Source organism: Pseudomonas sp. URMO17WK12:I7, from assembly GCF_003269045.1.
Taxonomy (GTDB): Bacteria; Pseudomonadota; Gammaproteobacteria; order Pseudomonadales; family Pseudomonadaceae; genus Aquipseudomonas; species Aquipseudomonas putida_J.
Window position 1 is genome coordinate 126,329 of sequence record NZ_QLTL01000014.1, and the last position, 22,878, is coordinate 149,206.

General features: G+C 62.7%; 23 protein-coding genes and 1 riboswitch. Of the genes, 14 read left to right on the top strand and 9 right to left on the bottom strand.

Features of this window, described 5'->3' with window-relative positions:
* Positions 1-119: 119 nt before the first annotated feature.
* Together H040_RS20225 and upp are read right to left on the bottom strand one after the other, a co-directional pair.
* Positions 120-1,394: a uracil-xanthine permease family protein gene (locus H040_RS20225; protein WP_027918318.1), complete on the bottom strand. Its 1,275-nt coding sequence runs from the start codon at positions 1,392-1,394 to the stop codon at positions 120-122.
* 2 nt (positions 1,395-1,396) lie between these two features.
* Complete coding sequence (gene upp, locus H040_RS20230) at positions 1,397-2,035, bottom strand: uracil phosphoribosyltransferase (protein ID WP_012316249.1); 639 nt, start codon at positions 2,033-2,035, stop codon at positions 1,397-1,399.
* A 161-nt stretch (positions 2,036-2,196) separates the two neighbouring features.
* On the opposite strand from upp, the gene H040_RS20235 reads away from it, so the two are divergent.
* The 4 genes from H040_RS20235 (at position 2,197) to H040_RS20250 (ending at position 4,120) form a co-directional block, all read left to right on the top strand.
* Positions 2,197-2,754: a hypoxanthine-guanine phosphoribosyltransferase gene (locus H040_RS20235; RefSeq protein ID WP_027918319.1), complete on the top strand. Its 558-nt coding sequence runs from the start codon at positions 2,197-2,199 to the stop codon at positions 2,752-2,754.
* An 11-nt stretch (positions 2,755-2,765) separates the two neighbouring features.
* A complete protein-coding gene (locus H040_RS20240) occupies positions 2,766-3,239 on the top strand; it encodes a WbuC family cupin fold metalloprotein (RefSeq protein WP_027918320.1) in 474 nt (157 codons plus the stop codon).
* Between the two features lie 52 nt (positions 3,240-3,291).
* Positions 3,292-3,762 (top strand): hypothetical protein, encoded by a 471-nt coding sequence (locus tag H040_RS20245; RefSeq protein WP_027918321.1) that lies wholly within the window; start codon positions 3,292-3,294, stop codon positions 3,760-3,762.
* Positions 3,763-3,829: 67 nt separating this feature from the next.
* Positions 3,830-4,120, top strand: coding sequence for a PA4642 family protein (locus H040_RS20250; RefSeq protein ID WP_027918322.1), 291 nt, complete (start codon positions 3,830-3,832; stop codon positions 4,118-4,120).
* A 194-nt stretch (positions 4,121-4,314) separates the two neighbouring features.
* Here H040_RS20250 and mqo read toward each other — a convergent pair whose 3' ends face one another.
* Together mqo and H040_RS20260 are read right to left on the bottom strand one after the other, a co-directional pair.
* Positions 4,315-5,820: a malate dehydrogenase (quinone) gene (gene mqo, locus H040_RS20255; RefSeq protein WP_027918323.1), complete on the bottom strand. Its 1,506-nt coding sequence runs from the start codon at positions 5,818-5,820 to the stop codon at positions 4,315-4,317.
* A 604-nt stretch (positions 5,821-6,424) separates the two neighbouring features.
* Positions 6,425-6,658 (bottom strand): hypothetical protein, encoded by a 234-nt coding sequence (locus H040_RS20260; RefSeq protein WP_027918324.1) that lies wholly within the window; start codon positions 6,656-6,658, stop codon positions 6,425-6,427.
* Between the two features lie 145 nt (positions 6,659-6,803).
* Here H040_RS20260 and H040_RS20265 point away from each other — a divergent pair, with 145 nt between their 5' ends.
* Positions 6,804-7,388 carry a YajG family lipoprotein gene (locus H040_RS20265; RefSeq protein ID WP_027918325.1) on the top strand — a complete coding sequence of 195 codons (585 nt, stop codon included), beginning with the start codon at positions 6,804-6,806 and terminating at the stop codon, positions 7,386-7,388.
* 69 nt (positions 7,389-7,457) lie between these two features.
* On the opposite strand, the gene H040_RS20270 is transcribed toward H040_RS20265, so the two are convergent.
* On the bottom strand, positions 7,458-7,664 hold the full coding sequence (locus H040_RS20270) for a hypothetical protein (RefSeq protein ID WP_027918326.1): 207 nt from the start codon (positions 7,662-7,664) through the stop codon (positions 7,458-7,460).
* 160 nt (positions 7,665-7,824) lie between these two features.
* Here H040_RS20270 and H040_RS20275 point away from each other — a divergent pair, with 160 nt between their 5' ends.
* Positions 7,825-8,085 carry a hypothetical protein gene (locus H040_RS20275; protein WP_027918327.1) on the top strand — a complete coding sequence of 87 codons (261 nt, stop codon included), beginning with the start codon at positions 7,825-7,827 and terminating at the stop codon, positions 8,083-8,085.
* A 34-nt stretch (positions 8,086-8,119) separates the two neighbouring features.
* On the opposite strand, the gene H040_RS20280 is transcribed toward H040_RS20275, so the two are convergent.
* Entirely contained in the window at positions 8,120-9,289 is a 1,170-nt protein-coding gene (locus H040_RS20280; RefSeq protein ID WP_081784272.1) for a 1-acyl-sn-glycerol-3-phosphate acyltransferase, read from the bottom strand.
* A gap of 123 nt (positions 9,290-9,412) precedes the next feature.
* Between H040_RS20280 and H040_RS20285 the strand changes: the two genes are divergently transcribed.
* The 4 genes from H040_RS20285 (at position 9,413) to H040_RS20300 (ending at position 11,386) form a co-directional block, all read left to right on the top strand.
* Positions 9,413-9,595 carry a CPXCG motif-containing cysteine-rich protein gene (locus H040_RS20285; RefSeq protein WP_027918329.1) on the top strand — a complete coding sequence of 61 codons (183 nt, stop codon included), beginning with the start codon at positions 9,413-9,415 and terminating at the stop codon, positions 9,593-9,595.
* Positions 9,595-9,855 (top strand): putative signal transducing protein, encoded by a 261-nt coding sequence (locus H040_RS20290; RefSeq protein ID WP_027918330.1) that lies wholly within the window; start codon positions 9,595-9,597, stop codon positions 9,853-9,855. Before H040_RS20285 ends, H040_RS20290 begins: the two co-directional genes overlap by 1 nt.
* Before the next feature lie 15 nt (positions 9,856-9,870).
* Complete coding sequence (locus tag H040_RS20295; RefSeq protein WP_027918331.1) at positions 9,871-10,491, top strand: SOS response-associated peptidase; 621 nt, start codon at positions 9,871-9,873, stop codon at positions 10,489-10,491.
* 79 nt (positions 10,492-10,570) lie between these two features.
* A complete protein-coding gene (locus H040_RS20300; protein ID WP_027918332.1) occupies positions 10,571-11,386 on the top strand; it encodes a M48 family metallopeptidase in 816 nt (271 codons plus the stop codon).
* 124 nt (positions 11,387-11,510) lie between these two features.
* Here the strand turns inward: H040_RS20300 and H040_RS20305 are convergent, their stop codons facing one another.
* The 3 genes from H040_RS20305 to H040_RS20315 all read right to left on the bottom strand — a co-directional run bounded on the left by H040_RS20305 (position 11,511) and on the right by H040_RS20315 (position 14,361).
* Positions 11,511-12,092 (bottom strand): TMEM165/GDT1 family protein, encoded by a 582-nt coding sequence (locus H040_RS20305; RefSeq protein WP_177326694.1) that lies wholly within the window; start codon positions 12,090-12,092, stop codon positions 11,511-11,513.
* Positions 12,093-12,182: 90 nt separating this feature from the next.
* Positions 12,183-12,304, bottom strand: a riboswitch (yybP-ykoY riboswitch).
* Between the two features lie 39 nt (positions 12,305-12,343).
* Positions 12,344-13,342: a class I SAM-dependent methyltransferase gene (locus tag H040_RS20310; RefSeq protein WP_027918334.1), complete on the bottom strand. Its 999-nt coding sequence runs from the start codon at positions 13,340-13,342 to the stop codon at positions 12,344-12,346.
* Positions 13,343-13,395: 53 nt separating this feature from the next.
* On the bottom strand, positions 13,396-14,361 hold the full coding sequence (locus H040_RS20315) for a 2-hydroxyacid dehydrogenase (protein WP_027918335.1): 966 nt from the start codon (positions 14,359-14,361) through the stop codon (positions 13,396-13,398).
* Between the two features lie 163 nt (positions 14,362-14,524).
* Between H040_RS20315 and H040_RS20320 the strand changes: the two genes are divergently transcribed.
* From H040_RS20320 to H040_RS20345, 4 genes are all read left to right on the top strand, one after another.
* A complete protein-coding gene (locus H040_RS20320) occupies positions 14,525-16,207 on the top strand; it encodes a fatty acid--CoA ligase (protein ID WP_027918336.1) in 1,683 nt (560 codons plus the stop codon).
* A 329-nt stretch (positions 16,208-16,536) separates the two neighbouring features.
* Positions 16,537-18,456, top strand: coding sequence for a DUF1302 domain-containing protein (locus H040_RS20330; protein WP_027918337.1), 1,920 nt, complete (start codon positions 16,537-16,539; stop codon positions 18,454-18,456).
* Positions 18,457-18,481: 25 nt separating this feature from the next.
* Positions 18,482-19,846: a DUF1329 domain-containing protein gene (locus tag H040_RS20335; RefSeq protein WP_027918338.1), complete on the top strand. Its 1,365-nt coding sequence runs from the start codon at positions 18,482-18,484 to the stop codon at positions 19,844-19,846.
* 252 nt (positions 19,847-20,098) lie between these two features.
* Complete coding sequence (locus H040_RS20345) at positions 20,099-22,816, top strand: LuxR C-terminal-related transcriptional regulator (RefSeq protein WP_027918339.1); 2,718 nt, start codon at positions 20,099-20,101, stop codon at positions 22,814-22,816.
* Positions 22,817-22,878 lie beyond the last annotated feature (62 nt).

The window sequence follows — 22,878 nt, forward strand, 5'->3', positions numbered from 1 at the left end:
CAGTACCGGCCTCTTCGCGGGTAAACCCGCTCCCACAGATAGGTCACATGCCTTGGCGCAGTGGGGAATCTGTGGGAGCGGGTTTACCCGCGAAGGGGCCGGATCAGGCCAATGCCAGGTCAGTGCTGCTGATCATCCAGCTTCTTGTGCTTCCAGGCATCATTGCCGGGCAGGATCAGGTTCAGCGCGATCGCCACGATGGCGCACAGGGCAATACCCTTCAGGCCCCAGTCGTCCGGGCCGTCGCCACTGCCGACCAACACGCCGCCGATACCAAACACCAGGGTGACAGAAACGATCACCAGGTTGCGCGCTTCGGCCAGGTCGACCTTGTGGCGGATCATGGTATTCATGCCCACCGCCGCGATCGAACCGAACAGCAGGCACAGAATGCCCCCCATCACCGGTACCGGGATGCTCTGCAGCAGCGCGCCGAACTTGCCGATGAAGGCCAGGGTGATGGCGAATACCGCCGCCCAGGTCATGATCTTCGGGTTGTAGTTCTTGGTCAGCATCACCGCGCCGGTCACTTCGGCGTAAGTGGTGTTTGGCGGGCCACCGAACAGGCCAGCTGCGGTGGTGGCCAGGCCGTCACCCAGCAGGGTACGGTGCAGGCCGGGCTTCTTCAGGTAGTCGCGACCGGTTACGCTGCCGACTGCAATCACCCCGCCAATGTGCTCGATCGCCGGCGCCAGGGCAACCGGAACGATGAACAGGATGGCCTGCCAGTTGAAGGCTGGTGCGGTGAAGTTGGGGATTTCCAGCCACGGTGCGGCGGCGATCTTGACGGTGTCGACCACGCCAAAGGCGAACGACAGGGCAAAGCCCACCAGCACGCCGGCAATGATCGGTACCAGGCGGAAGATGCCCTTGCCGAACACGGCCACGATCAGTGTGGTCAGCAGCGCTGGCATGGAGATCAGCATTGCCGTCTTGTACGGCAGCAGCACGCTGCCGTCACCGGCCTTGCCCATCGCCATGTTGGCAGCGATCGGCGCCATGGCCAGGCCGATGGAAATGATCACCGGGCCGATCACCACGGGTGGCAGCATGCGGTCGATGAAGCCGGTGCCCTTGATCTTCACCATCAGGCCCATGAAGGTGTACACGAAACCTGCAGCCATCACGCCGCCCATGGTCTCGGCCAGGCCGAACTGGCCCTTGGCGAGGATGATCGGGGTGATGAAGGCAAAGCTCGAAGCCAGGAATACCGGTACCTGACGGCCGGTGACCAGCTGGAACAGCAGGGTGCCGATACCGGCGGTGAACAGGGCCACGTTCGGGTCGAGGCCGGTGATCAGCGGCATCAGCACCAGCGCGCCGAATGCCACGAAGAGCATCTGCGCGCCCGAGACGACCTGGCGCCAGAGCGGGTCGTTGAAGCCGTCCTGCATGGTCAGGCGTCCTTCTGCTTGGTGCCGAAGATCTTGTCACCGGCATCGCCCAGGCCTGGGACGATGTAACCATGCTCGTTCAGGCGCTGGTCGATCGAGGCGGTGTAGATCTGTACATCCGGGTGGGCTTTTTCCACCACGTCGATGCCTTCTGGCGCGGCGACCAGGACCATGGCGCGGATCTCCTTGCAACCGGCCTTCTTCAGCAGGTCGATGGTGGCGACCATCGAGCCGCCGGTGGCGAGCATCGGGTCGATGATCAGGGCCAGGCGCTGGTTGATGTCCGGCGCGAGCTTTTCCAGGTAGGTGTGCGCTTCGAGGGTCTCCTCGTTGCGGGCAACACCGACGGCGCTGACCTTGGCGCCCGGGATCAGGCTGAGCACGCCATCGAGCATGCCGATGCCGGCGCGCAGGATCGGTACCACGGTGATCTTCTTGCCGGCGATCTTTTCAACTTGCACCTTGCCGCACCAGCCGTCGATCTCGTAGGTTTCGAGGGGCAGGTCCTGGGTAGCTTCGTAGGTCAGTAGCGCGCCGACTTCCTGGGCGAGTTCGCGAAAATTCTTGGTGCTGATATCGGCACGGCGCATGAGGCCGAGCTTGTGGCGGATCAGCGGATGGCGGATCTCACGAGTAGGCATGGGGGGCTCCGAAAGGCGGGCAAAAAAACCGCGCTAGATTAATCTATTCAGCCATTGCTGTCGTGTAGTCCTTTTGCACGTTAGTCCATAAATGCTTGATCTGTGACGAGCGGATGCGTACCTTTGCCCGCTTTTCCAAAATGCCCCCCCTGGAGAGCGCCATGTCCGCCGATCTCGAGCACATCCGTCACGTCATGCGCGAGGCAGACTGCCTTTACAACGAAGCTGAAGTCGAAGCGGCCATCGCCAAGGTCGGCGAGCAGATCTGCAAGGACCTGCACGATACCAACCCCGTGGTGTTCTGCGTGATGAACGGCGGCCTGATCTTCGCCGGCAAACTGCTGACCCACCTGCAGTTCCCGCTGGAGGTCTCGTACATCCATGCAACCCGTTACCGCAACCAGACCAGTGGTGGCGAGTTGTTCTGGAAGGCCAAGCCGGAAGTGTCGTTCATCGACCGTGACGTGCTGATCGTCGATGACATCCTGGACGAGGGCCACACCCTTAGCGCCATCATCGAGTTCTGCAAGCATGCCGGTGCGCGCGCGGTACACACCGCCGTACTGATCGACAAAGACCACGACCGCAAGGCCAGCCCGGGCCTGAAGGCGAGCTATGCCGGCCTGCCGTGCATCGATCGCTATATCTTCGGTTACGGAATGGACTATAAAGGCTACTGGCGTAACGCTAACGGCATTTTCGCGGTCAAGGGACTGTAAGGATAGTAACCATGAGTCAGCCTTCATTTATCGATCAAGCATTGCTAACCGGGCTGGCGCAAAAAGCCGCCGATGCTCCACGTCTGCGGCACCATCACAACTTCCATGAGATGGAAGACCCTTGCCATCGCCTGGCGATCGGCCTGCAGCCATCGACCTACATCGCCCCGCACCGGCACCTGAGTGACGACAAGGCCGAAACCTTTCTCGCGCTCAAAGGCCGCATCGGCCTCTTGCTGTTCGATGAGCAGGGCGCGCTGGTCAGTACACGCGTTCTTGAAGCCGGAGGCGAGTGCATGGGTGTAGACCTGCCGCCTGGCGTCTACCATGGCCTGGTGGCACTCGAGCCCGACACCATCATGTTCGAGTGCAAGGCCGGCCCATACCGCCAGTTGGCCGAGGGTGAGCATGCGCCATGGGCGCCACGTGAGGGTGAGGCCGGCGTGGCTGAATACCAGGCCTGGATGCTCGCGCAGTTCGCTTGAGATCTGCTGTTGCCTGCGTGCTAGAGTGCTCCTTCATGCCAAGGAGCCTCACATGCGTGCGATTCTTCCCCTGCTGCTGGCGGTGAGCTTGCCCATCGCCGCCGCACCGCTGCACAGCCAGTTCCTCCCGCCCGATGACCAGTCCCTGCGCCAGGAAGCACCGACCGGCCAGCAACTGCTGCAAGTCACCGACTACTCGGTGGTTGTAGGGGCCCAGCGCCAGTCTGACCAGCAACCGATCCCGATCACCGCTTCGCTGCAGATGCGCCTCAAAGGCAAGCCGCTGAGCAAGGGCGCGACAATCGGCCAGGTGCTGCTCAACTTCGACGGGGAGGCTGGCAAAAGCCTGAAGAAACCGGTGTACGACGACAAGACCCGAACCTTGAGCCTGAATTACCCGGTCAGCGATTATCGGGTGATCATGGACCTGCTGCGTAACGAGACGGTCTATGTGCAGTTCCTGACCTACGCCAACGGCCATATCTGGGCCGACCTGCACACCGGCACCGTACGTTCGCGTTGAGGCGTGCCGCCTGTGGGGGGTACACTGCCGGCCTTCGAAATTCCATGATGGTCAGTTGGAGCCGGCAATGCGCAAAGACAAGAAGCAGGTGATTGGTGACGAAATCAGCGACGACTACATCAAGTCGTTCCTACAGTTTGAGCCGGCCGATGGCGTGACCTCGCCTTCGCACCACAAGCTGATCAAAGGCTACCGCGGCCTGCGTGTCGATGACTTCGAGCGCTTCGTGGGCTTCTTCGTCGAAGCCGGCCTGGACCTGGATGGCAAGGACGAGCACGGCAAGACTTTCGTTGAAGTGATCGCCGACCAGCGCAACGCTCCGGAATACGTCGAGATCATCGCCAAGGCCCGCGGCTGATCTGCAGGCTTGTCCCGGCCTCTTCGCGGCGGTTCGACGCTTCGATGAACCCGCTCCCACAGGAATTGCGCTGCCCTCGAGAGCAGCGCAGTCTCTGTGGGGGCGGGTTTACCCGCTAAAGGGCCGGCACAGGCTGATAGAGATTTCAGGCACAAAAAAACGCCCCGAGGGGCGTTTTTTGGTTTCAGGCCGGCTTAGGCGTAATGCTTGGCCGGGCTGTCTTCCACCAGTTCCAGCGCCGCATCGTTGTCGGCACTGATCTTGCGGTACAGGGCGGCATCGGCGGCCAGGGCCTTCTCGCGAGCCGGGAAGATTTCCTTGAGCTTGGCAGCCCAGGCACCTTTGGCCTGCTCGGGGAAGCAGCGCTCGATCAGTTCAAGCATGATCGACACGGTCACCGAAGCACCCGGCGAAGCGCCGAGCAGTGCCGCCAGGCTGCCGTCCTGTGCCGAGACCAGCTCGGTACCGAACTGCAGGATGCCGCCTTTCTTCGGGTCCTTCTTGATGATCTGCACGCGCTGGCCGGCCACTTCCAGACGCCAGTCTTCGGCTTTGGCTTGTGGGTAGAAGCGGCGCAGCGATTCCAGGCGCTGCTCCATCGACTGCATCACTTCGCTGACCAGGTACTTGGTCAGGTCCATGTTGTCGCGGGCCACAGCCAGCATCGGGCCAATGTTGCCCATGCGTACCGACAGCGGCAGGTCCATCAGCGAGCCATGCTTGAGGAACTTGGTGGTAAAGCCGGCGTAGGGGCCGAACAGCAGCGAAGTCTTGCCGTCCACCACGCGGGTGTCCAGGTGCGGCACCGACATCGGCGGTGCGCCGACGGCAGCCTGGCTGTACACCTTGGCCTGGTGCTGCTTGACGATTTCCGGGTTGTCGCAACGCAGCCACTGGCCGCTGACCGGGAAGCCGCCGAAGCCTTTGCTTTCCGGGATGCCGGACAGTTGCAGCAGCGGCAGGGCGGCGCCGCCAGCGCCGAGGAAGACGAAGCGGGCGTCGACTTCGCGGGCACCGCCGCTGTTGACGTCCTTGATGCTCACGGTCCAGCCGCTGCCTTTACGGCGCAGGCCGACGACTTTCTTGCTGTACTTGACCTGCGCGTCGGCGCTGTCGCCCAGCACTTTGAGCAGCTTGTTGGTCAGAGCGCCGAAGTTGACGTCGGTGCCTTTGGCCACGCGGGTTGCAGCGATGCGCTGGTCGGCTGGGCGGCCTGGCATCATCAGCGGCATCCACTCGTTCATCACGGCCTTGTCTTCGGTGTATTCCATCTCGGAGAAGGCGTGGTGCTGCTTGAGCAGCTCGAAGCGCTTCTTGAGGAAGGACACGCCCTTGTCACCTTCGACATAGCTCAGGTGCGGGACCGGGTTGATGAAAGCACGTGCCGAGCCGAAGGTGCTCTTCTTGCTCAGGTAAGCCCAGAACTGGCGCGAGACCTCGAACTGGGTGTTGATGTGTACGGCCTTCTTGATGTCGATGCTGCCATCGGCGGCCTGGGGCGTGTAGTTCAGCTCGCACAGGCCGGCGTGGCCGGTACCTGCGTTGTTCCAGGGGTTGGAGCTTTCCGCGGCTCCGGAGTCCATTGCCTCGACGACCTCAAGCTTCAGGGTCGGGTCAAGCTCCTTGAGCAGTACGGCCAGGGTGGCACTCATGATGCCCGCGCCTACCAGTACCACATCAACCGATTCGTTCTGCGCCATTTAACGCGTCTCCACAATCTACAGCTACCTAATTGACAGCATAGGACCACTGGGGTTGCCAGGATCGCCATGTCCGACTCTTCGCAGTTCTTGCCACTTCCGCGGACACCGCCAATCAGTCTTTGGGTTGCGATATTGAACCCTGATTGCCACGGGTGCGGCAATTCGACTTATGGTCAAGGTGTCGTGCGTGCGCTATGGAACGACCTCAGGCACTCATCCGAAATGAGCGCTTCAGCCGCCTGTTCAGGGCTGTTCGGGACACATCTGCCGCTTTTGCACATGCCAGACTGTTCATTTGCTCGCCACACTCTTGTGAAGTAGTGAAAACCGTTTTTTCACGCTCTTTTGGAGTCGTGAACCTCAAAAGGGGACTGCGCGATGGCAACCCGCAGGTTCATGCAGTGCGAAGGGCCGGAAAAGCAGGCACGACAGCCGATGCAAGACCTGAGTGGAAGGCTCTCTGTGGGCGAAGCGGGTGAAGGTGCCGGGGTCAATCGGCAAATGCGGGGCCCGATCAGGAGACGTCCTTATAATCGGGGGGAGATTATAACGATGTCGCGGGCAGAAAGGTCGTTATTCGTGGTTTTTATTGCAGCGTTTGTCAGGCCGCGAGGATGCGCTGGTGCCAGCGGCGGCTTGCAGAAGCGCAAACCCGGGCTTCGGCGGGCAGCTCACGGCCCAGCCAGGCGAGCTGGATTTCACTGATACGCACCCATCCGCTGCCGCTTGGTGCCTGGCTGCACTGCTTGAAAGCCAGGCATTTGCCGTCGGCGTCGAGGCGGGCATAGGCATTGTGGCGCGGGCGTTGGCCGAGCAGTGTCCAGAGCGAAGCCATGGCGGTGCGTCCTGTGCGTTTGGGCTTGGCGCAAGGATAAGGGCGTGGCCATGAAACGATTGTGACAAGCGGGCCGGACCGATGACTGGTTTGTGCCTGGCTGGGTATACTGTGGGCCTTTGCCGTATTTTCTGGAGAAACGCGCATGTTGCAACGTCTGTTGTTCGGTTTGATCGCCGTGGCCAGCCTCAGCCTGGTCGGTTGTGCCCACAGCCCGCAACAACTTAGCCCGCAACCCACGCTCAAGGCTCAACTCGCTCCGGTCGGCCACGGCCAGCCGGTGGTGGTCAAGGTGGTCGATGGGCGGGCTTCGCAGTCCCTGGGCACCCGCGGTGGCATGTACCCCGAGACCAGCACCATCAGCGTCAGTGGCAATGATGTCGTGCCCAAGCTGCAGGCCCAGGCCGAAGCCGCCGTGCGCCTGCTCGGCTTCACCCCGACGCCGAACGCCTACAACGCACCGCAACTGACCGTGACCCTGGCCGAGCTGAAGTACCAGTCGCCGAAGGACAAGCTGTACGTGACCGAAGCTACCATCGGCGCCACCTTCCGAGCCGATGTGGCGAATGCCAACCGCCGTTACAGCGGCCGTTACGGTGCTTCGCTGGACCAACGCTTCGGCATGGCGCCGAACCAGGAAACCAACACCACCCTGGTAAGTGATGTACTGAGTGATGCGCTGACCCGCCTGTTCAAGGACCCGACCATCGGTCAGGTGCTGGGCGAATAAGTCTTCCGTCGCAATGAAAAACCCGCTACCTGAGCGCCAGGTAGCGGGTTTTTTGTTGTCGGTACCGAACTAGGCGGCTTGTATGTGGAAGTCCAGCAAGCTGACACCCGTGCTGGCATCCACCTCGGGCAGGTCCTCGTGCACATGGCCACCCAGTGCGCAGTAGACCAGCCACTGGCGGTCCTGGACATTGATGGCAAAACCATCGATCAACGCCTGTTGCTCATCACTTTGAGCCACGAGATAGAGGCGGTCCTGGTTTTCGGCGTGCAGCATCAACAAGCTCCGGTTCGGGAAAAGGCCGATAGAGTGGCCTGCCCTGATGACGAGAGCGTGACAGATGAAATTAAGTGACACTTTGTCGCCAAGACCGGGCGGGTTGGTCGCACTTCGGTAGAATGCCGGGCTTCGCTGTGGCTATGACCGAGGTTGCGTGATGTCCTTGCAAGTGCTCTGGGGGTTTCTTTCCGCCCACCCGACCAAGCTGATCAATCTGCTGGCGCTGTTGTTGACCTGCCCAGGCGGGCTGCTGCTGCAGAATGCGCGGCGGCGTGAGGCGATCAGCCGCGAAAGTTTGGCGTTGGAAGAGGGGCCAGTGGATACATTCGACCAGCGTGTGCCGCGCTACTACTACATCCTCGGGTTTTCGTGCCTGGCCATGGCCCTGCTGCTGTCCTGGTTCAGCACCTGGATCTGAAATGCCTGGGGCTGCAAAGCAGCCCCAAATTCGGTCAGGCAACCGGCGCCTGCTGCTTGACCTGATATTGGTTGCGCACCGGCGTCGCATACTGCAACACCAGATACGGCCGCTGTTCCTCAGGGCAGGCGTCCAGGCGGCGTTGCCATTCTTCCCTGGCCTTGGCCAGTTCTTCAGCCGGGAACACCTGCTCGGCACTCGGCACCTGCAGTGCCTCGTCCTTCTCGCTCCACATCGCATAGGCCAGGTAATGCACCGGGAACAGGCGGTAGCCGCCGAGGATCTGCCGGTCGGTTTCCTGTGCCAGCTGCTTGGTGTCCTCGTAGTACTCGGTTACCGGTGGCGCGAAGTTGATGTGCACCCGGCCCTTGTAGCCAGTGATGCCCTTGGCGATGCTGTTGTCGTCCTCGCCCGGCGCCTTCTTGTAGGTGCCGGTGGTGGCGCGGATGTACAGCTCGCGGGCCTTGGCCTGGTCGCACGGGTCGTATTCGTAGCTGATCGACACCGGGATCAGGTTCAGGCTCTGGATCACCGCGCCGAACGGCTCGTCCTTGCGGCTCATGTGGAACATCTTGAGGATCGCCGAATCGGTACGGTCGTCACCGTCCTTGGCGCGGCCTTCGGCCTGGGCGATCCAGATCGACGTGCCGTCATTGCGGATCGAGTGGTTGATGTAAGCCGAGAGCAACTGGTAGGCCGCGAGCTTTTCGCGGCGGCCACTGATCGAGCGGTGCACGATGAAGCTCTTGTTCAGGCGCATCATGTCGCTGACGAACGGCTTCTGCAGCAGGTTGTCGCCGATGGCGATGCGGGGTGTCGGCAGGCCGGCGTGGTACACCGCGTAGTTGACGAAGGCCGGGTCCATGACGATGTCGCGGTGGTTGGCCAGGAACAGATAGGCCGTGCCCGACTTGAGCTGTTCGACGCCAGAATAGGTGACGCCGTCGGTGGCACGTTCGATGGTCTGGTCGACGTAGTACTCGACTTTGTCCTGCAGGGTCGACACGCAGGTGACGCCGGCGAATTCCTTGCGCAGGCGCCGGGCGATCAGCGGCTTGAGCAACCAGCCGAGGGCACCAGCGGTACGTGGGAATTTGAAGTGGGTGAGGATATCGAGGAATGCCGGGTCGCTGAGCAGGCGTGCCAGAACGGCAGGGACCTCAGCGTCGTCGTACGGTCGGATGGCATCGAATTCGCCCATCATGCTCTCTTGTTGGAAACGGCTAGGGTAATAAGGTAAGGGGTGGGGCCCGAAAAACGGCTCGGGCACACTCAAGCCCTGTAAACAGACCGGCAATTATACGCACAAGTCACCTCGGAGGCCGCGATGCTCGAACAAGCGTTCTACGATTGCCCTTATTGTGGCGAGGAAGTCGAAACCACAGTGGACCTGTCCGGGGGGGATCAGGAGTACATCGAGGACTGCCAGGTGTGCTGCAAGCCTATCCGCTTTGTGCTGCAGGTTCATGGCGACGAATGGATGCTGGATGTCTACGGTGAGAACGACTGATGCGGCGGATCTACGAACCTGAAAACCTGCTGGAAGCTGAAATGTTGCTGGGCATGCTCGCCAGCGAGGGCATTCAAGTGCACCTGGCCGGTCGCGACCTGATGGGTGCTGCCGGCGAATTGCCGTTGCAGGGCCTGCTCGGGCTTGCGGTGCCCGACGAGCAGGCCGAGTACGCACGGCAACTGATCGATGCGTACAATGGTGCCCAGCCGCTTGCCGGCGACGAGCCGGAGAGTCATCCCGGTACCTTGATCTGCTAGGTTCTGAAATCGCCCATGTGTGGACGTTACGCCCTGTTTCGCTGGCCCCAGGCGCTGGCCAGCCTGCCGGGCTTCCCTGCCGGCCAGCCGGCCCAATGGAATATCGCGCCCGGTGCCTCGGTGCTGATCCAGCGCCAGCTCGATGGCCAGCAGCAACTGGCCAAGGCGCGCTGGGGGCTGACCCCGGCCTGGCTCACCGACCTTTCCCGCACCCCCGCCCATGCCCGGGCCGAGACCTTGGTCGAGCAGCCGATGTTCCGCGAAGCGTTTCGTCTGCGCCGTTGCCTGATGCCGGCCAACGGTTTTTACGAGTGGCGCGGTTCGGTGCGTAAGCGGCCTTACTGGCTGACGCCGGGGGAGGGCGCATCGTTGTATTTTGCCGCCGTGTGGGAAGCCTATCCGGTGCAGGACCAGGTGTGGCTGAGCTGCGCGGTGGTGACCCAGGCCGCGATGAATCAGCGCCGGCCGTTGATTCTCGACCAGGCCGGCCAAGCCGCCTGGCTGGACCCGGACACACCGCTGGCGCGCCTGCATGAGCTGCTCGCCAGCCCGCCGGCGACACTGCGTGAGCGGGCCCTTGCGAATTTCGTCAACGACCCGAAACTGGACGCGCCGGAGTGCCTTACACCGGCTTAGGTAAAATCTTCCCTGCGGCTATGGCGGGGTACGGGTGACTCGGCCTAGGATACGGCGCATGTAAAAAGGGAGTGTTTTCATGCGTAAGTCTTTTGTCGTCAGCCTGTTGAGTGCTGGCATCCTGCTAGCTGGCTGCCAGGCGGTGAATACCACCAGTGGCGGTGCTGTCGGCGTCCAGCGTCAGCAATACATGTTCAGCATGCTTTCGACCGATGAGGTCAACCAGATGTACGCCCAGTCCTACCAGCAGACCCTCGGTGAGGCTTCGAGCAAGGGCGTGCTCGACAAATCCAGTGCTGACGCCAAGCGCGTGCAGGCCATCGCCAGCCGGCTGATCGCCCAGGCGCCGCAGTTCCGCCCTGATGCCGCGCAATGGAACTGGGAAGTCAACGTCATCAAGAGTGACGAGCTCAATGCCAACTGCGGGCCGGGCGGCAAGATCATCGTCTACACCGGGCTGATCGATCAGCTCAAGCTCACCGATGCGGAAATTGCCGCTGTGGTCGGGCACGAAATCGCCCACGCCTTGCGCGAGCACAGCCGCGAAGCGATGTCCAAGGCCTATGGCGTAGAGATGGCGCGCCAGGGCGCGGGTGCATTGTTTGGCCTTGGCCAGAACAGCATGGCCATGGCCGACACCGTGGTGAACTACGCCATGACCTTGCCCAACAGCCGCGCCAACGAGAACGAGGCCGACCTGATCGGCCTTGAGCTGTCGGCGCGTGCCGGCTACGACCCAAATGCCGCGATCACCTTGTGGAACAAGATGAGCAAGGCTTCGGAAGGTGCGCCGCCTGAGTTCATGAGCACTCACCCGGCGTCGAGCAGCCGGATTGCCTCGTTGCAGGCGGCCATTCCGAAGGTGATGCCGCTGTACGAAGCGGCCAAGAAGTAAGCTCGCTGGGGCTGCTTTGCAGCCCTTCGCGACACAAGGCCGCTCCTACAAGAGAATGCAATAACCTGTAGGCGCGGCCTTGTGTCGCGAAAAGGGCGCAAAGCGCCCGCTGCTTTCAACTTTTTTATCCCACCCAGCCGCTGGTCTTCATCGCCGAGTACACGGCCACGATCGCCAGCACGAAGAACGCGGCAGCTGCCAGGCGACGGATCAGCGTCAGTGGCAGTTTCTCAGCGGCGAAGTTACCCGCCAGCACCACCGGCACGTTGGCAATCAGCATGCCCAAGGTGGTCCCGAGGATGACCAGGATCAGGTGCGGATACTGGGCAGCCAGCATCACCGTGGCGACCTGGGTCTTGTCACCGATCTCGGCCAGGAAGAAGGCGATCAGCGTGGTCAGGAACGGGCCGAAGCGGCGTGCCGGGTTCTCGTCATCGTCCATCTTGTCGGGTACCAAGGTCCACAGCGCAGTGGCGGTAAAGCTTGCGGCAAGCACCCAGTGCAGCACCGACTCGGTGAAGAAACTGCCGACCCAGGCACCCACTGCACCGGCGGCCGCATGGTTGGCCAGGGTGGCGGCGATGATGCCGGCGATGATTGGCCAAGGCTTGCGGAAGCGTGCGGCGAGGATGAGTGCGAGCAATTGCGTCTTGTCGCCGATTTCAGCCAAGGCAACGATTGCGGTGGGGACCAACAGAGATTCCAGCATCAGGATTCCTACGGGGGCGGGTCGACACGGCTATGACACGTACAGCCTCCCCGCCCCGGGTAAGGTGTGCGTGTCATAGGTCTTGTCAAACCCCGGACCTGTCTGTGCAGGTCGCTGGGTCGCACGCGCCATGGCCTGTGGGCCAAGTATGTTGACGCGTACCGGGCGAGCAGGGCGCTCGCGGGAGACTACTCCCCTAGGACGGTGCGGATTCTGCCTAGCCGAATCGGTTTCGGCAAGCCCTGTTTTTATCCGCGTGTGGCGCGATAGATACGGAAGCCATCGGCCTCGGCGCAGGTCTGGCAGTTGCCAAGGGCGCCCTCGATCAATGGCTGATAGCGCAGGAAGCTATTCGCTACAAGGCGCATTTCTCCACCTTTTCGCAGATGTTGGCCGGATTTTTTCAGCAGGTTCTCCGACGCCTGGTAATTGGTGTGCACCCCGGTGTGGAACGGTGGGTTGCTCAGGATCAGGCTCAGGTCGGTGGGCGCGGCATCGATGCCATCGCCACTGATGACCTCGCCCTCAAGGCTGTTGGCCGCCAGTGTCAGGCGGCTGGCTGCGACGGCAAAGGCGTCGACATCCAGCAGCGTGACCCGGCTGTGTGGGTAACGTCGTTTTACTGTGGCACCCAGCACGCCAGCACCACAGCCGAAGTCGAGCACGTGACCGACCGGCAGGTTGTCCAGGTGCTTGAGCAGCAGGGCGGTGCCGCGGTCAAGGCGGCCGTGGCTGAACACTCCTGGCAGGCTCACCACCTGCAGTGGGCCGTCTTCGAGGTCGAGCGTGAAGCGCTCGGCCAGGCTTTCCAGTGGTTTGGCTTGTGGGGCGTTGTCCACGGTCACCTGCCACAGCTGGCAATGCCGTGCGCTATCGAGCTTGCGTGGTTTGCCGAACGCCTGCAGCTGCTTGGCTGCGCCTTCGATGCCGCCACGCTTTTCCCCCACCAGGTACAGCTCTCGGCCGGCCAGGCGTGAGGCCAGGGCATTGAGCAGGTAAGCCGCCAGTTCGCGCGACTTGGGCAGGAACAGCACGGCCGCCTCGAAAGCCACCGGCGGCACGTCGACACCATAGTGGCTGCGCCCGGCGAAGCGGCTGTCGAGCATGGCCTGGTCACCGGCGTGCCAGGCCCAGCCATGGGCCTGGGGCAGTTGCCCAAGCAGGCCGTCGGCGGGGGCGCCAGCGAGCAGCAGCGGGCCCTGGAACAGCTCTGCCTGGCGGAGCAATACTTCACTGCGCGGGTCCATGGACGACGCCTCCTGAAAAAAGTGGCGCAGTGTAGCAGAGCCGGGCTCTTGACTCAGCTGACCACGCGGCGGGGCTGGCCTTTGAAGAAAGCCTCGGCGTTTTCGCTGAGCTGGCCGACGATGCGCTGGCGCGACTCCACCGCGCCCCAGGCGCTGTGCGGGGTAATCAGCAGGCGCGGGATGTCCTTTTCCAGCAGCGGGTTGCCATTGACCGGCGGCTCGACGCTCAGCACATCGGTGGCGGCGCCGCCCAGGTGGCCATTGCGCAAGGCGTCGGCCAAGGCCTGTTCGTCGATCAGGCCGCCACGGGCGGTGTTGACCACCAGCGCGCCTTTTTTCAGCAGCGCCAGTTCGCGGGCGCCGATCATGTGCCGGGTGTGCTCGTTGAGTGGGCAGTGCAGGGTCAGCGCGTCGACCTGCGGCAGCAGTTGGTCCAGCGCCAGGCGGTCATCACGGGCCGGGCGGCCAGGGATCTGCCCGCTCAGCACGCGCATGCCGAAGGCTTCGGCCAGGCGTGCCACTGCGCCACCCAGTTCGCCATGGCCGAGCAGGCCGAGGGTCTTGCCTTCTAGTTCGACAATCGGGAAATCGAGCAGGCAGAACTGGCTGGCCTTGGCCCACTGGCCGTCTGCCACCGCCTGATTGTAGTCGCACAGGCGCGTGGCCAGGGCCAGCAGCAGGGCGATGGTGTGCTGGGCTACCGATGGCGTGCCATAACCCTGGCAGTTGCAGACGGTGATGCCCTGGGCGCGGGCAGCGGCCAGGTCGACATTGTTGGTGCCGGTCGCGGCCACCAGGATCAGCTTCAGCTGCGGGTTGGCGGCCAGTGCGGCGGCATCGAGCATGACCTTGTTGCTGACCACCGCGACAGCGCCCTGCAGGCGTTCGGCGACCTGCTCCGGGCGGGTGGCGGCAAACAGCTCGAATTCGTCGAACTGCTGCTGCAACGGCGACAGGTCGAGGTCGCCAAGGTCCAGGGATTGGTGATCGAGAAACACGGCACGGCGCAAGCTGGGCATCACGGGAAGCTCCGGTGGCAGGGCAGGGGTTGATCCATCAACCCGCACAATGCCACTCATACCTTGCACCGCCAAATCATTCCTTCGGCTGATTTGACCGTCACATTGAGCTACTACAGTAGATCCAGACTTGTTCGGCATGCTTTTCAGAAAAGGGATCACCATGTTGCAGACCCGCATCATCAAGCCCGCCGAGGGCGCCTATACCTTCCCTCTGTTGATCAAGCGCCTGCTGATGTCCGGCAGCCGCTACGAAAAGACCCGCGAGATCGTCTATCGCGATCAGCTGCGCCTGACTTATCCGCAGCTGAACGAGCGTATCGCCCGCCTCGCCAACGTGCTCACCGAAGCCGGGGTCAAGGCGGGTGACACTGTGGCGGTGATGGACTGGGACAGCCACCGTTACCTGGAGTGCATGTTCGCCATCCCGATGATCGGCGCGGTGGTGCACACCATCAACGTGCGTCTCTCGCCCGAGCAGATCCTCTACACCATGAACCACGCCGAAGACCGCTTCGTGCTGGTCAACAGCGATTTCGTCGGCCTCTATCAGGCCATTGCCGGGCAGCTGACCACGGTCGACAAGACCGTGCTGATCACCGATGGCCCGGACAAGACTGCCGAGCTGCCGAACCTGATCGGCGAATACGAACAACTGCTCGCCGCTGCAAGCCCGCGCTACGACTTCCCGGATTTTGACGAGAACTCGGTGGCCACCACCTTCTACACCACCGGCACCACCGGCAACCCCAAGGGTGTCTACTTCACCCACCGCCAGCTGGTGCTGCATACCCTGGCCGAAGCCGCGGTGACCGGCAGCATCGACAGCGTGCGCCTGCTTGGCAGCAACGACGTGTACATGCCGATCACGCCAATGTTCCACGTGCATGCCTGGGGCATCCCCTATGCGGCCACCATGCTTGGCATGAAGCAGGTCTACCCGGGCCGCTACGAGCCGGACATGCTGGTCAAGCTGTGGCGCGAAGAGAAGGTCACTTTTTCACACTGTGTGCCGACCATTTTGCAGATGCTGCTCAACTGCCCGTCCTCCCAGGGCGAGAACTTCGCTGGCTGGAAGATCATCATCGGCGGCAGCGCGCTCAACCGGGCGTTGTACGAAGCGGCGCTGGCCCGGGGTATCCAGCTGACGGCGGCGTACGGCATGTCGGAGACCTGCCCACTGATTTCCGCCGCGCACCTGAATGACGAGCTGCAGGCCGGCAGCGAGGATGAGCGCGTCACCTATCGCATCAAGGCCGGTGTGCCGGTGCCGCTGGTGGAAGCGGCGATCGTCGATGGCGATGGCAAATTCCTGCCGGCCGATGGCGAGACCCAGGGCGAACTGGTGCTGCGTGCGCCATGGCTGACCATGGGGTACTTCAAGGAGCCGGAAAAGAGCGAGGAGCTGTGGCAGGGTGGCTGGCTGCACACCGGTGACGTCGCCACCCTCGACGGCATGGGCTACATCGACATCCGCGACCGCATCAAGGACGTGATCAAGACCGGCGGCGAGTGGATCTCCTCGCTCGACCTCGAAGACCTGATCAGCCGTCATCCGGCCGTGCGCGAGGTGGCAGTGGTAGGGGTAGCCGACCCGCAATGGGGCGAGCGCCCGTTCGCCCTGCTGGTGGTGCGTGACGACAAGGCGATCGATGCCAAGGCGCTCAAGGAGCACCTCAAGCCATTCGTCGAGGAAGGGCACATCAACAAGTGGGCCATTCCAAGCCAGATCGCCATTGTTACTGAAATTCCCAAGACGAGCGTCGGCAAGCTCGACAAGAAGCGCATCCGCCAGGACATCGTGCAGTGGCAGGCCAGTAACAGTGCCTTCCTGTCTACCTTGTAGGCACGCCGCGGGCTGCGCACGACACAATGTGGCCCGCATGCTAGACAGGTTCAAACCTTGCCAAACGAAAAATATCGGCCATGCTTCAGCACGGCCAATGCGCTGCCCGGGAAACGCCGGGGCAATTTGGCACCTGGTGCGCAAATCACACTTTAGAGGGATCAAGCACCTGAGCCTGCTGGCTATAGTCGGGGTCAGGGGATTTTCAGGAATGGGGGAGGGCGGCACGCGCAAGACGTGCCGCTGCGGGGGAAACCTGCACACCGGTCGCTCGGGCCGTTTCTGAAAGGACTCACTGCCATAACAATAAAGTACATGGAGTAGCGTCGATGAAATCTGCATATCCGTTCTGGCGCCGGGCCAAGTTGCCCTTGGCCGTCAGCCTTGCTTCCACGCTCGCAAGTCCTGCTTTCGCTGTCAGTTTCAACATTGGTGAAATCGAAGGCCAGTTCGACTCGTCGCTCTCCGTTGGCGCCAGCTGGTCCACTGCCAACCCCAACAAGAACCTGATCGGGGCCAACAACGGCGGCAAGGGCCTGTCGCAGACCTCCGACGATGGCCACCTGAACTTCAAGAAGGGCGAAACCTTCTCGAAGATCTTCAAAGGCATCCATGACCTCGAACTGAAGTACGGCGACACCGGTGTGTTCGTGCGCGGCAAGTACTGGTACGACTTCGAACTGAAAGACGAAAACCGCGAATTCAAGGACATCAGCGACTCCAACCGCAAGGAAGGCGCCAAGTCGGCGGGCTCGGAGCTGCTCGATGCCTTCGTCTACCACAACTACGCGCTCGGCGATCAGCCAGGCTCGGTGCGTCTGGGCAAGCAGGTGGTGAGCTGGGGCGAAAGTACCTTCATCGGCGGTGGCATCAACTCGATCAACCCGATCGATGTGTCGGCGTTCCGCCGCCCTGGTGCCGAGATCAAGGAAGGCCTGATCCCGGTCAACATGTTCTACGTGTCGCAAAGCCTGACCGACAACCTGTCGGCCGAAGGCTTCTATCAGATTGAATGGGACCAGACAGTTGTCGACAACTGCGGGACGTTCTTCTCCCAGCCGGACGTGATCGCCGACGGTTGCAACAACAACCTGGCGGTGCTCGCCACACGCAACTCGCTGAGCAGCCGGCTTGGGCCGCTGGCGACTCCGGTAAACAACACCCTGGCCGCCCGGGGCGTGACCTACGGTAACCCGGATGAAGGGGTTATCGTGCGCCGTGGCGCGGACCGCGATGCACGCGACAGCGGCCAGTTTGGTGTTGCCCTGCGTTACATGTTCGAGCCGCTCAACACCGAGTTCGGTGGCTACTTCATGAACTATCACAGCCGCGCGCCAATCTTCAGCGGTCGTGGCGCAGACGCTCAGTTCTACAGCACCAGCGGCCTGGGCGCTGCGCTGGTCAGAGCGGGCGTGCCGGCCGCCGCGTTGGCCAATCTGCTACCCAGCCTGATGCCGTTGCAGGTGGCCGGTAACTCCAGCTACTACGTTGAGTACCCGGAAGACATCCGCCTGTATGGCCTGAGCTTCTCGACCACACTGCCCACCGGCACTGCCTGGAGCGGGGAAATCAGCTATCGGCCGAATGCCCCGGTGCAGCTCAATACCACCGACATCCTCTATTCGGGCCTGACCCCGCTCAACCCCAACGTATCCGTGCTGCAAGGTACGCCGGGGGCGGACCAGCCTGGCTACCGCCGCAAGGAAGTCACCCAGCTGCAGACCACGTTCACCCACTTCTTCGACCAGGTGATGGGCGCGGAGCGGCTGACCATGGTCGGCGAAGTCGGCTGGACCCACGTCGGCGGCCTGGAGAGCACTTCCAAGGCACGTTACGGGCGTGACCCGGTATTCGGCCCGGGCCCGCTGCCCAACGGCCAGTGCGAGGCGCTCAACACCAGCACGCTCGGCACCTCGAATGCCAACAACGTGTCGCGCTACTGCGAAAACGATGGTTACACCACTGCGGATTCCTGGGGTTACCGCGTGCGTGCGATCTGGGATTACAACAACGTCTTCGCCGGGGTGAACCTGCGCCCGAGCGTGGCCTGGTCGCATGACGTCGATGGCTATTCGCCGGGCCCGGGCGGCAACTTCGAAGAAGGGCGCAAGGCGATCAGCCTCGGCCTGGACGCGGAGTATCAGCAAACCTACACCGCCAGCCTGTCGTACACCAACTTCTTCGACGGCAAGTACAGCACCGTGGATGATCGCGACTTCGTCGCACTCAGCTTCGGCGTGAACTTCTAAGAACATTGATCCAGGACGACACGAGATGAACAAGACCAGAAGTCTGCTGCAAGCCGGTGTACTGGGCCTGTCCCTGCTGGCGACCAGCGTCATGGCTGCGGTATCCGCCGATGAAGCGGCAAAACTTGGCAGCACCCTCACCCCGATGGGCGCGGAAAAGGCCGGTAACGCCGATGGTTCGATCGGCCCGTGGGAGCCACTGTCGAAAACCGCTGGCAGCGTCGATGCCAAAGGTTTCCTGTCTGACCCGTACGGCAGCGACAAACCGCTGTTTACCATCACCGCGCAGAATGCCGAGCAGTACAAGGACAAGCTCTCCCCTGGCCAGCTGGCGATGCTCAAGCGCTACCCGGACACCTTCAAGATCCCGGTGTTCAAGACCCACCGTGGTTCCACGGTGCCTGACGATGTGTTCGCTGCCATCAAGAAGAACGCCACCGCGACCACCCTGGTCGAAGGTGGCAACGGCCTGAACAACTTCCAGACTGCCGTGCCGTTCCCGATCCCGAAAAGCGGCCTGGAAGTGATCTGGAACCACATCACCCGGTACCGCGGCGGCAGTGTCAGCCGCCTGGTGACCCAGGCAACCCCGCAGCAGAACGGCTCCTACAGCCTGGTGTATTTCGCCGACCAGTTCGTCTTCCGCGACAAGATGAAGGACTACGACCCGAACAACCCAGGCAACATCCTGTTCTACTTCAAGCAGGAAGTGACCGCGCCGGCACGCCTGGCCGGGACCGTGCTGCTGGTGCACGAGACCCTCGATCAGGTCAAGGAACCGCGCAAGGCATGGATCTACAACGCCGGCCAGCGTCGTGTGCGCCAGGCCCCGCAAGTGTCGTACGACGGCCCGGGTACTGCGGCCGACGGCCTGCGCACCTCGGACAACCTGGACATGTACAACGGCGCGCCGGACCGCTACGACTGGAAGCTCGAGGGCAAGAAGGAGATGTACATCGCCTCCAACGCCTTCAAGCTGGATGACCCCAAGCTCAAGTACGCCGACATCCTCAAGGCCGGGCACATCAACCAGGACCTGACCCGCTATGAGTTGCGCCGGGTATGGCATGTGGTCGCGACGCTCAAGCCGGGCCAGCGGCACATCTACGCCAAACGTGACTTCTACATCGACGAGGACACCTGGCAGGCTGCGGTGATCGACCAGTATGACGGGCGCGGTCAGTTGTGGCGGATCTCCGAAGCGCATGCCCAGCCGTACTACAACAACCAGGTACCGTGGTACACCCTGGAAGCCATCTACGACCTGCAGTCGGGCCGCTATCTGGCACTGGGCATGAAGAACGAAGAGAAAAAAGCTTACGACTTCGGCTTCACTGCCAGCAAAGCCGATTTCCAGCCAGCCGCCCTGCGCCAGTCGGGCATCCGTTGAGCTGAAAAGCCGCAACTCCGTGTGACCCTCCCAGAACGCCCCGGCTTGCCGGGGCGTTTCTGTTTGCCCGGCCGATAAAACCGCTGAATGCTGCGTCACAGCCGCGCCCCAGCCCCTGTCCATCACCCATGTTGCTTTTTGTCGCAGACTTTTCCAGGCAAATGGCGCCCATTGTCTTCAAATGCGTTGCATTACCCGCTAGTCTCGCAAACATCCGTACCGCCGTAGTTTTCCCAACAGAACGAGCCGGCCATGACAGATCTGTCCCGTACGCATGGATTCGCCAGCCAGGCCCTGGGCCCGCTGGACGGGCGTTTCTTCCGGCCACCGCAGCCGGACGGCCACGTGCCGCGTGCACGCCTGTGCCAGCGCTTGCAGGGCGGTCTTGGCGGGCGCTTGCTGCTGGTCAACGCCCCCGCCGGTTTTGGCAAAAGCTCCCTGGCCATCGAGTTCTGCGAGTCACTGCCGAGCCATTGGCGCAGCCTCTGGCTCGGCCTGAGCCAACGGGATGCTGACCCCGGTCGTTTCCTCGAACGCCTGCTCGAAGGCCTGCAGCAGTACTGCCCGGCTCTGGGCGGGCAGGCCATGGGCCTGCTGAAGATGCGTCAGCGCCACCAGCCCTTTGCGTTCGAAGAGTGGCTCGACAGCCTGCTTGACGAGTTGGGGCTCTACCTCCAGGCCGACACGCCCTTGCTGCTGGTGCTGGACGACTACCATCTGGCCCAGGGGCCGGTACTCGATCGCTGCCTGCAATTCTTCCTCAATCACTTGCCTGCTGGCCTGGTACTGCTGGTGACCAGCCGTCAGCGCCCGGACTGGCACCTGGCCCGGCTGCGCTTGTCACGGCAGTTGACCGAACTCAGTGAGCAGGACCTGCGCCTGACCCCGGAGGAGTCCCTGTCGGTAATTGGCCGCCAACCTACGGGGCTGCGCGGTCAGGCGCTCGACAACCTGATTCAACGCAGTGACGGCTGGGTGGCCGGGCTGCGGTTCTGGCAGCTGGCAGCCAGCGAAGCCGGTGACGAGAATGCTTTGCCTCAAGCCCTGCACGGTGGCGAAGGGTTGATCCGCGATTACTTGTTGGAAGAAGTCATCGAGATGCTGCCAGCAGATGTGCAGGCGTTTCTGTTCGATACGGCCTGCCAGGAGCGCTTCTGTGCAGCGCTCTGCGATGCGCTGCGTGAGCGTAGCGACAGTGCCGCGATCCTGCGTTATCTGCAGGCGCATCAGGTGTTCCTGGTACCACTGGACGAGCATGGCCACTGGTATCGCTACCATCACCTGTTCTCCGACCTGCTGCGCAGCCGCCAGTCCAGCGAACCGCTGGCGCGCCTGTACCTGCGCGCCAGCTGCTGGTTCCAGGGCCAGGGCTTGCTCGATGAGGCCGTGGAGCAGGCGTTGCGCGCCGGCCACCTCGACGTTGCTGCCGACCTGGTGCAGAGCCTGTCCGAGGAACAACTGCTGGCAGAGCAGAACGTCGGCATGCTGTTGCGTTGGAAGATGGACCTGCCCGACAGCCTGCTGATCAGCACGCCACGGTTGATCGTGCTGTACAGCTGGGCGCTTGGCCTGGCCTGCCAGCTGGATGCCGCTGAGGAGTTGGCCAGTTACCTCAGCCGCTTCCTGCCCGCGCCTTCAGCCACCGCGCAGAAGTCGATGCTGGCGCAATGGCTGGCCCTGAGCGGGGTCATCGCCCGTGGCCGGGGTGACCGCGAACGCACGCTGGCCTATTGCGGCGAAGCGCTGCAGAGCCTGCCGAGCAAACGCTATGGGCAACGCCTGGTGTGCCTGTCGACGCTGTCCAACCTGGCCATTGCCGATGGCGACTTCTGGCGTGCGCGCGGCTGGAACCGCGAGGCGCTGGAACTGGCGCAGCGTGTCGGTAACCCATTGTTCGAGGCGCTGGCGCATTACGATCGTGCGCGGGTGCTGCATGCCCGCGGCGAGGTTCTGCGGGCGTTGGATGAAGTGCGTCAGGGGTTGCAGCGCCTGCAGGGGTTGTCGGCACAGCGGCTGTACGCGGTGCGGGCGCGCCTGACCCTGTACGAAGGTTACCTGCTGGTGGCGCGCCTGCAGCCCGCGCAAGGTCGTGCGCGCTTGCGCGCAGGGCTCGGCGAGGCGCGTGCCTGCCGCGATATCAGCGTGCTGATCGGCCATTGTGTGATCGCCTCGCTCGATGGCCGTGAGGGCCAGTTTGCCGAGGCGTTCGCCGAGCTGGCCGAGGCGGAGCGGTTGATGCACATCTGGGATGTGCCACCGATCTTCTACCTGGCAATGATTACCCTGGTGAAGTGCGAGCTGTGGCTCGCCCAGGGCCGAATTGACCTGGCCGAATCCTGGTTGCTGCGCCTGGGCCAGACGTACGGCGGTGAGCACCCTGCGGCGGCGCCAGAGTTCCACCCGTTGTTGCCACTGCATATCGAATTGCAGCAGGCACTGCTCGAGCGTGTACAGCAGCGCAGCGAAGACGCCTTGGCGCGCCTGAGCGCCTTGGCCGAACGCGGGCAGGCCAGTGGCGGCATGATGCTCACCCTGCATGCACTGTCGCAGTGGGTCGACCTGTTGTTGAGCGAGGGGCGTGATGCACAGGCAGCGCAGTTGCTGCCCATGGCGTTGAGTGCAGCCCGGGGTGGGGTGTTGCAACCCTTCCAGCGGCTGATCGAATCGCACCCTGCGTGGCTACGTGAGCAACTGCTGGCGCAACCAGCCTGTCAGGCTCAGGCTGAACTGCTGGCTCGCCTGCCCGAGCCAGCGGCATCTGCAGGTATCGCTGCTGAAGCACTGAGCGGTCGGGAGCTGGCGGTGCTCGAGTTGATCGCCCAAGGCTGTTCCAATCAGCAGATCAGCGAGCGCCTGTTCATCTCCCTGCACACCGTCAAGACCCATGCCAGCCATATCAACAGCAAGCTGGGGGTGGAGCGTCGCACCCAGGCAGTGGCGCGGGCCAAATCGCTGGGCTTGCTGGCCTGAAGGTAGCCGCAATCGGCATGGCACTATAAAATGATGGCTATAGGCCATTATGCTGTCATGTC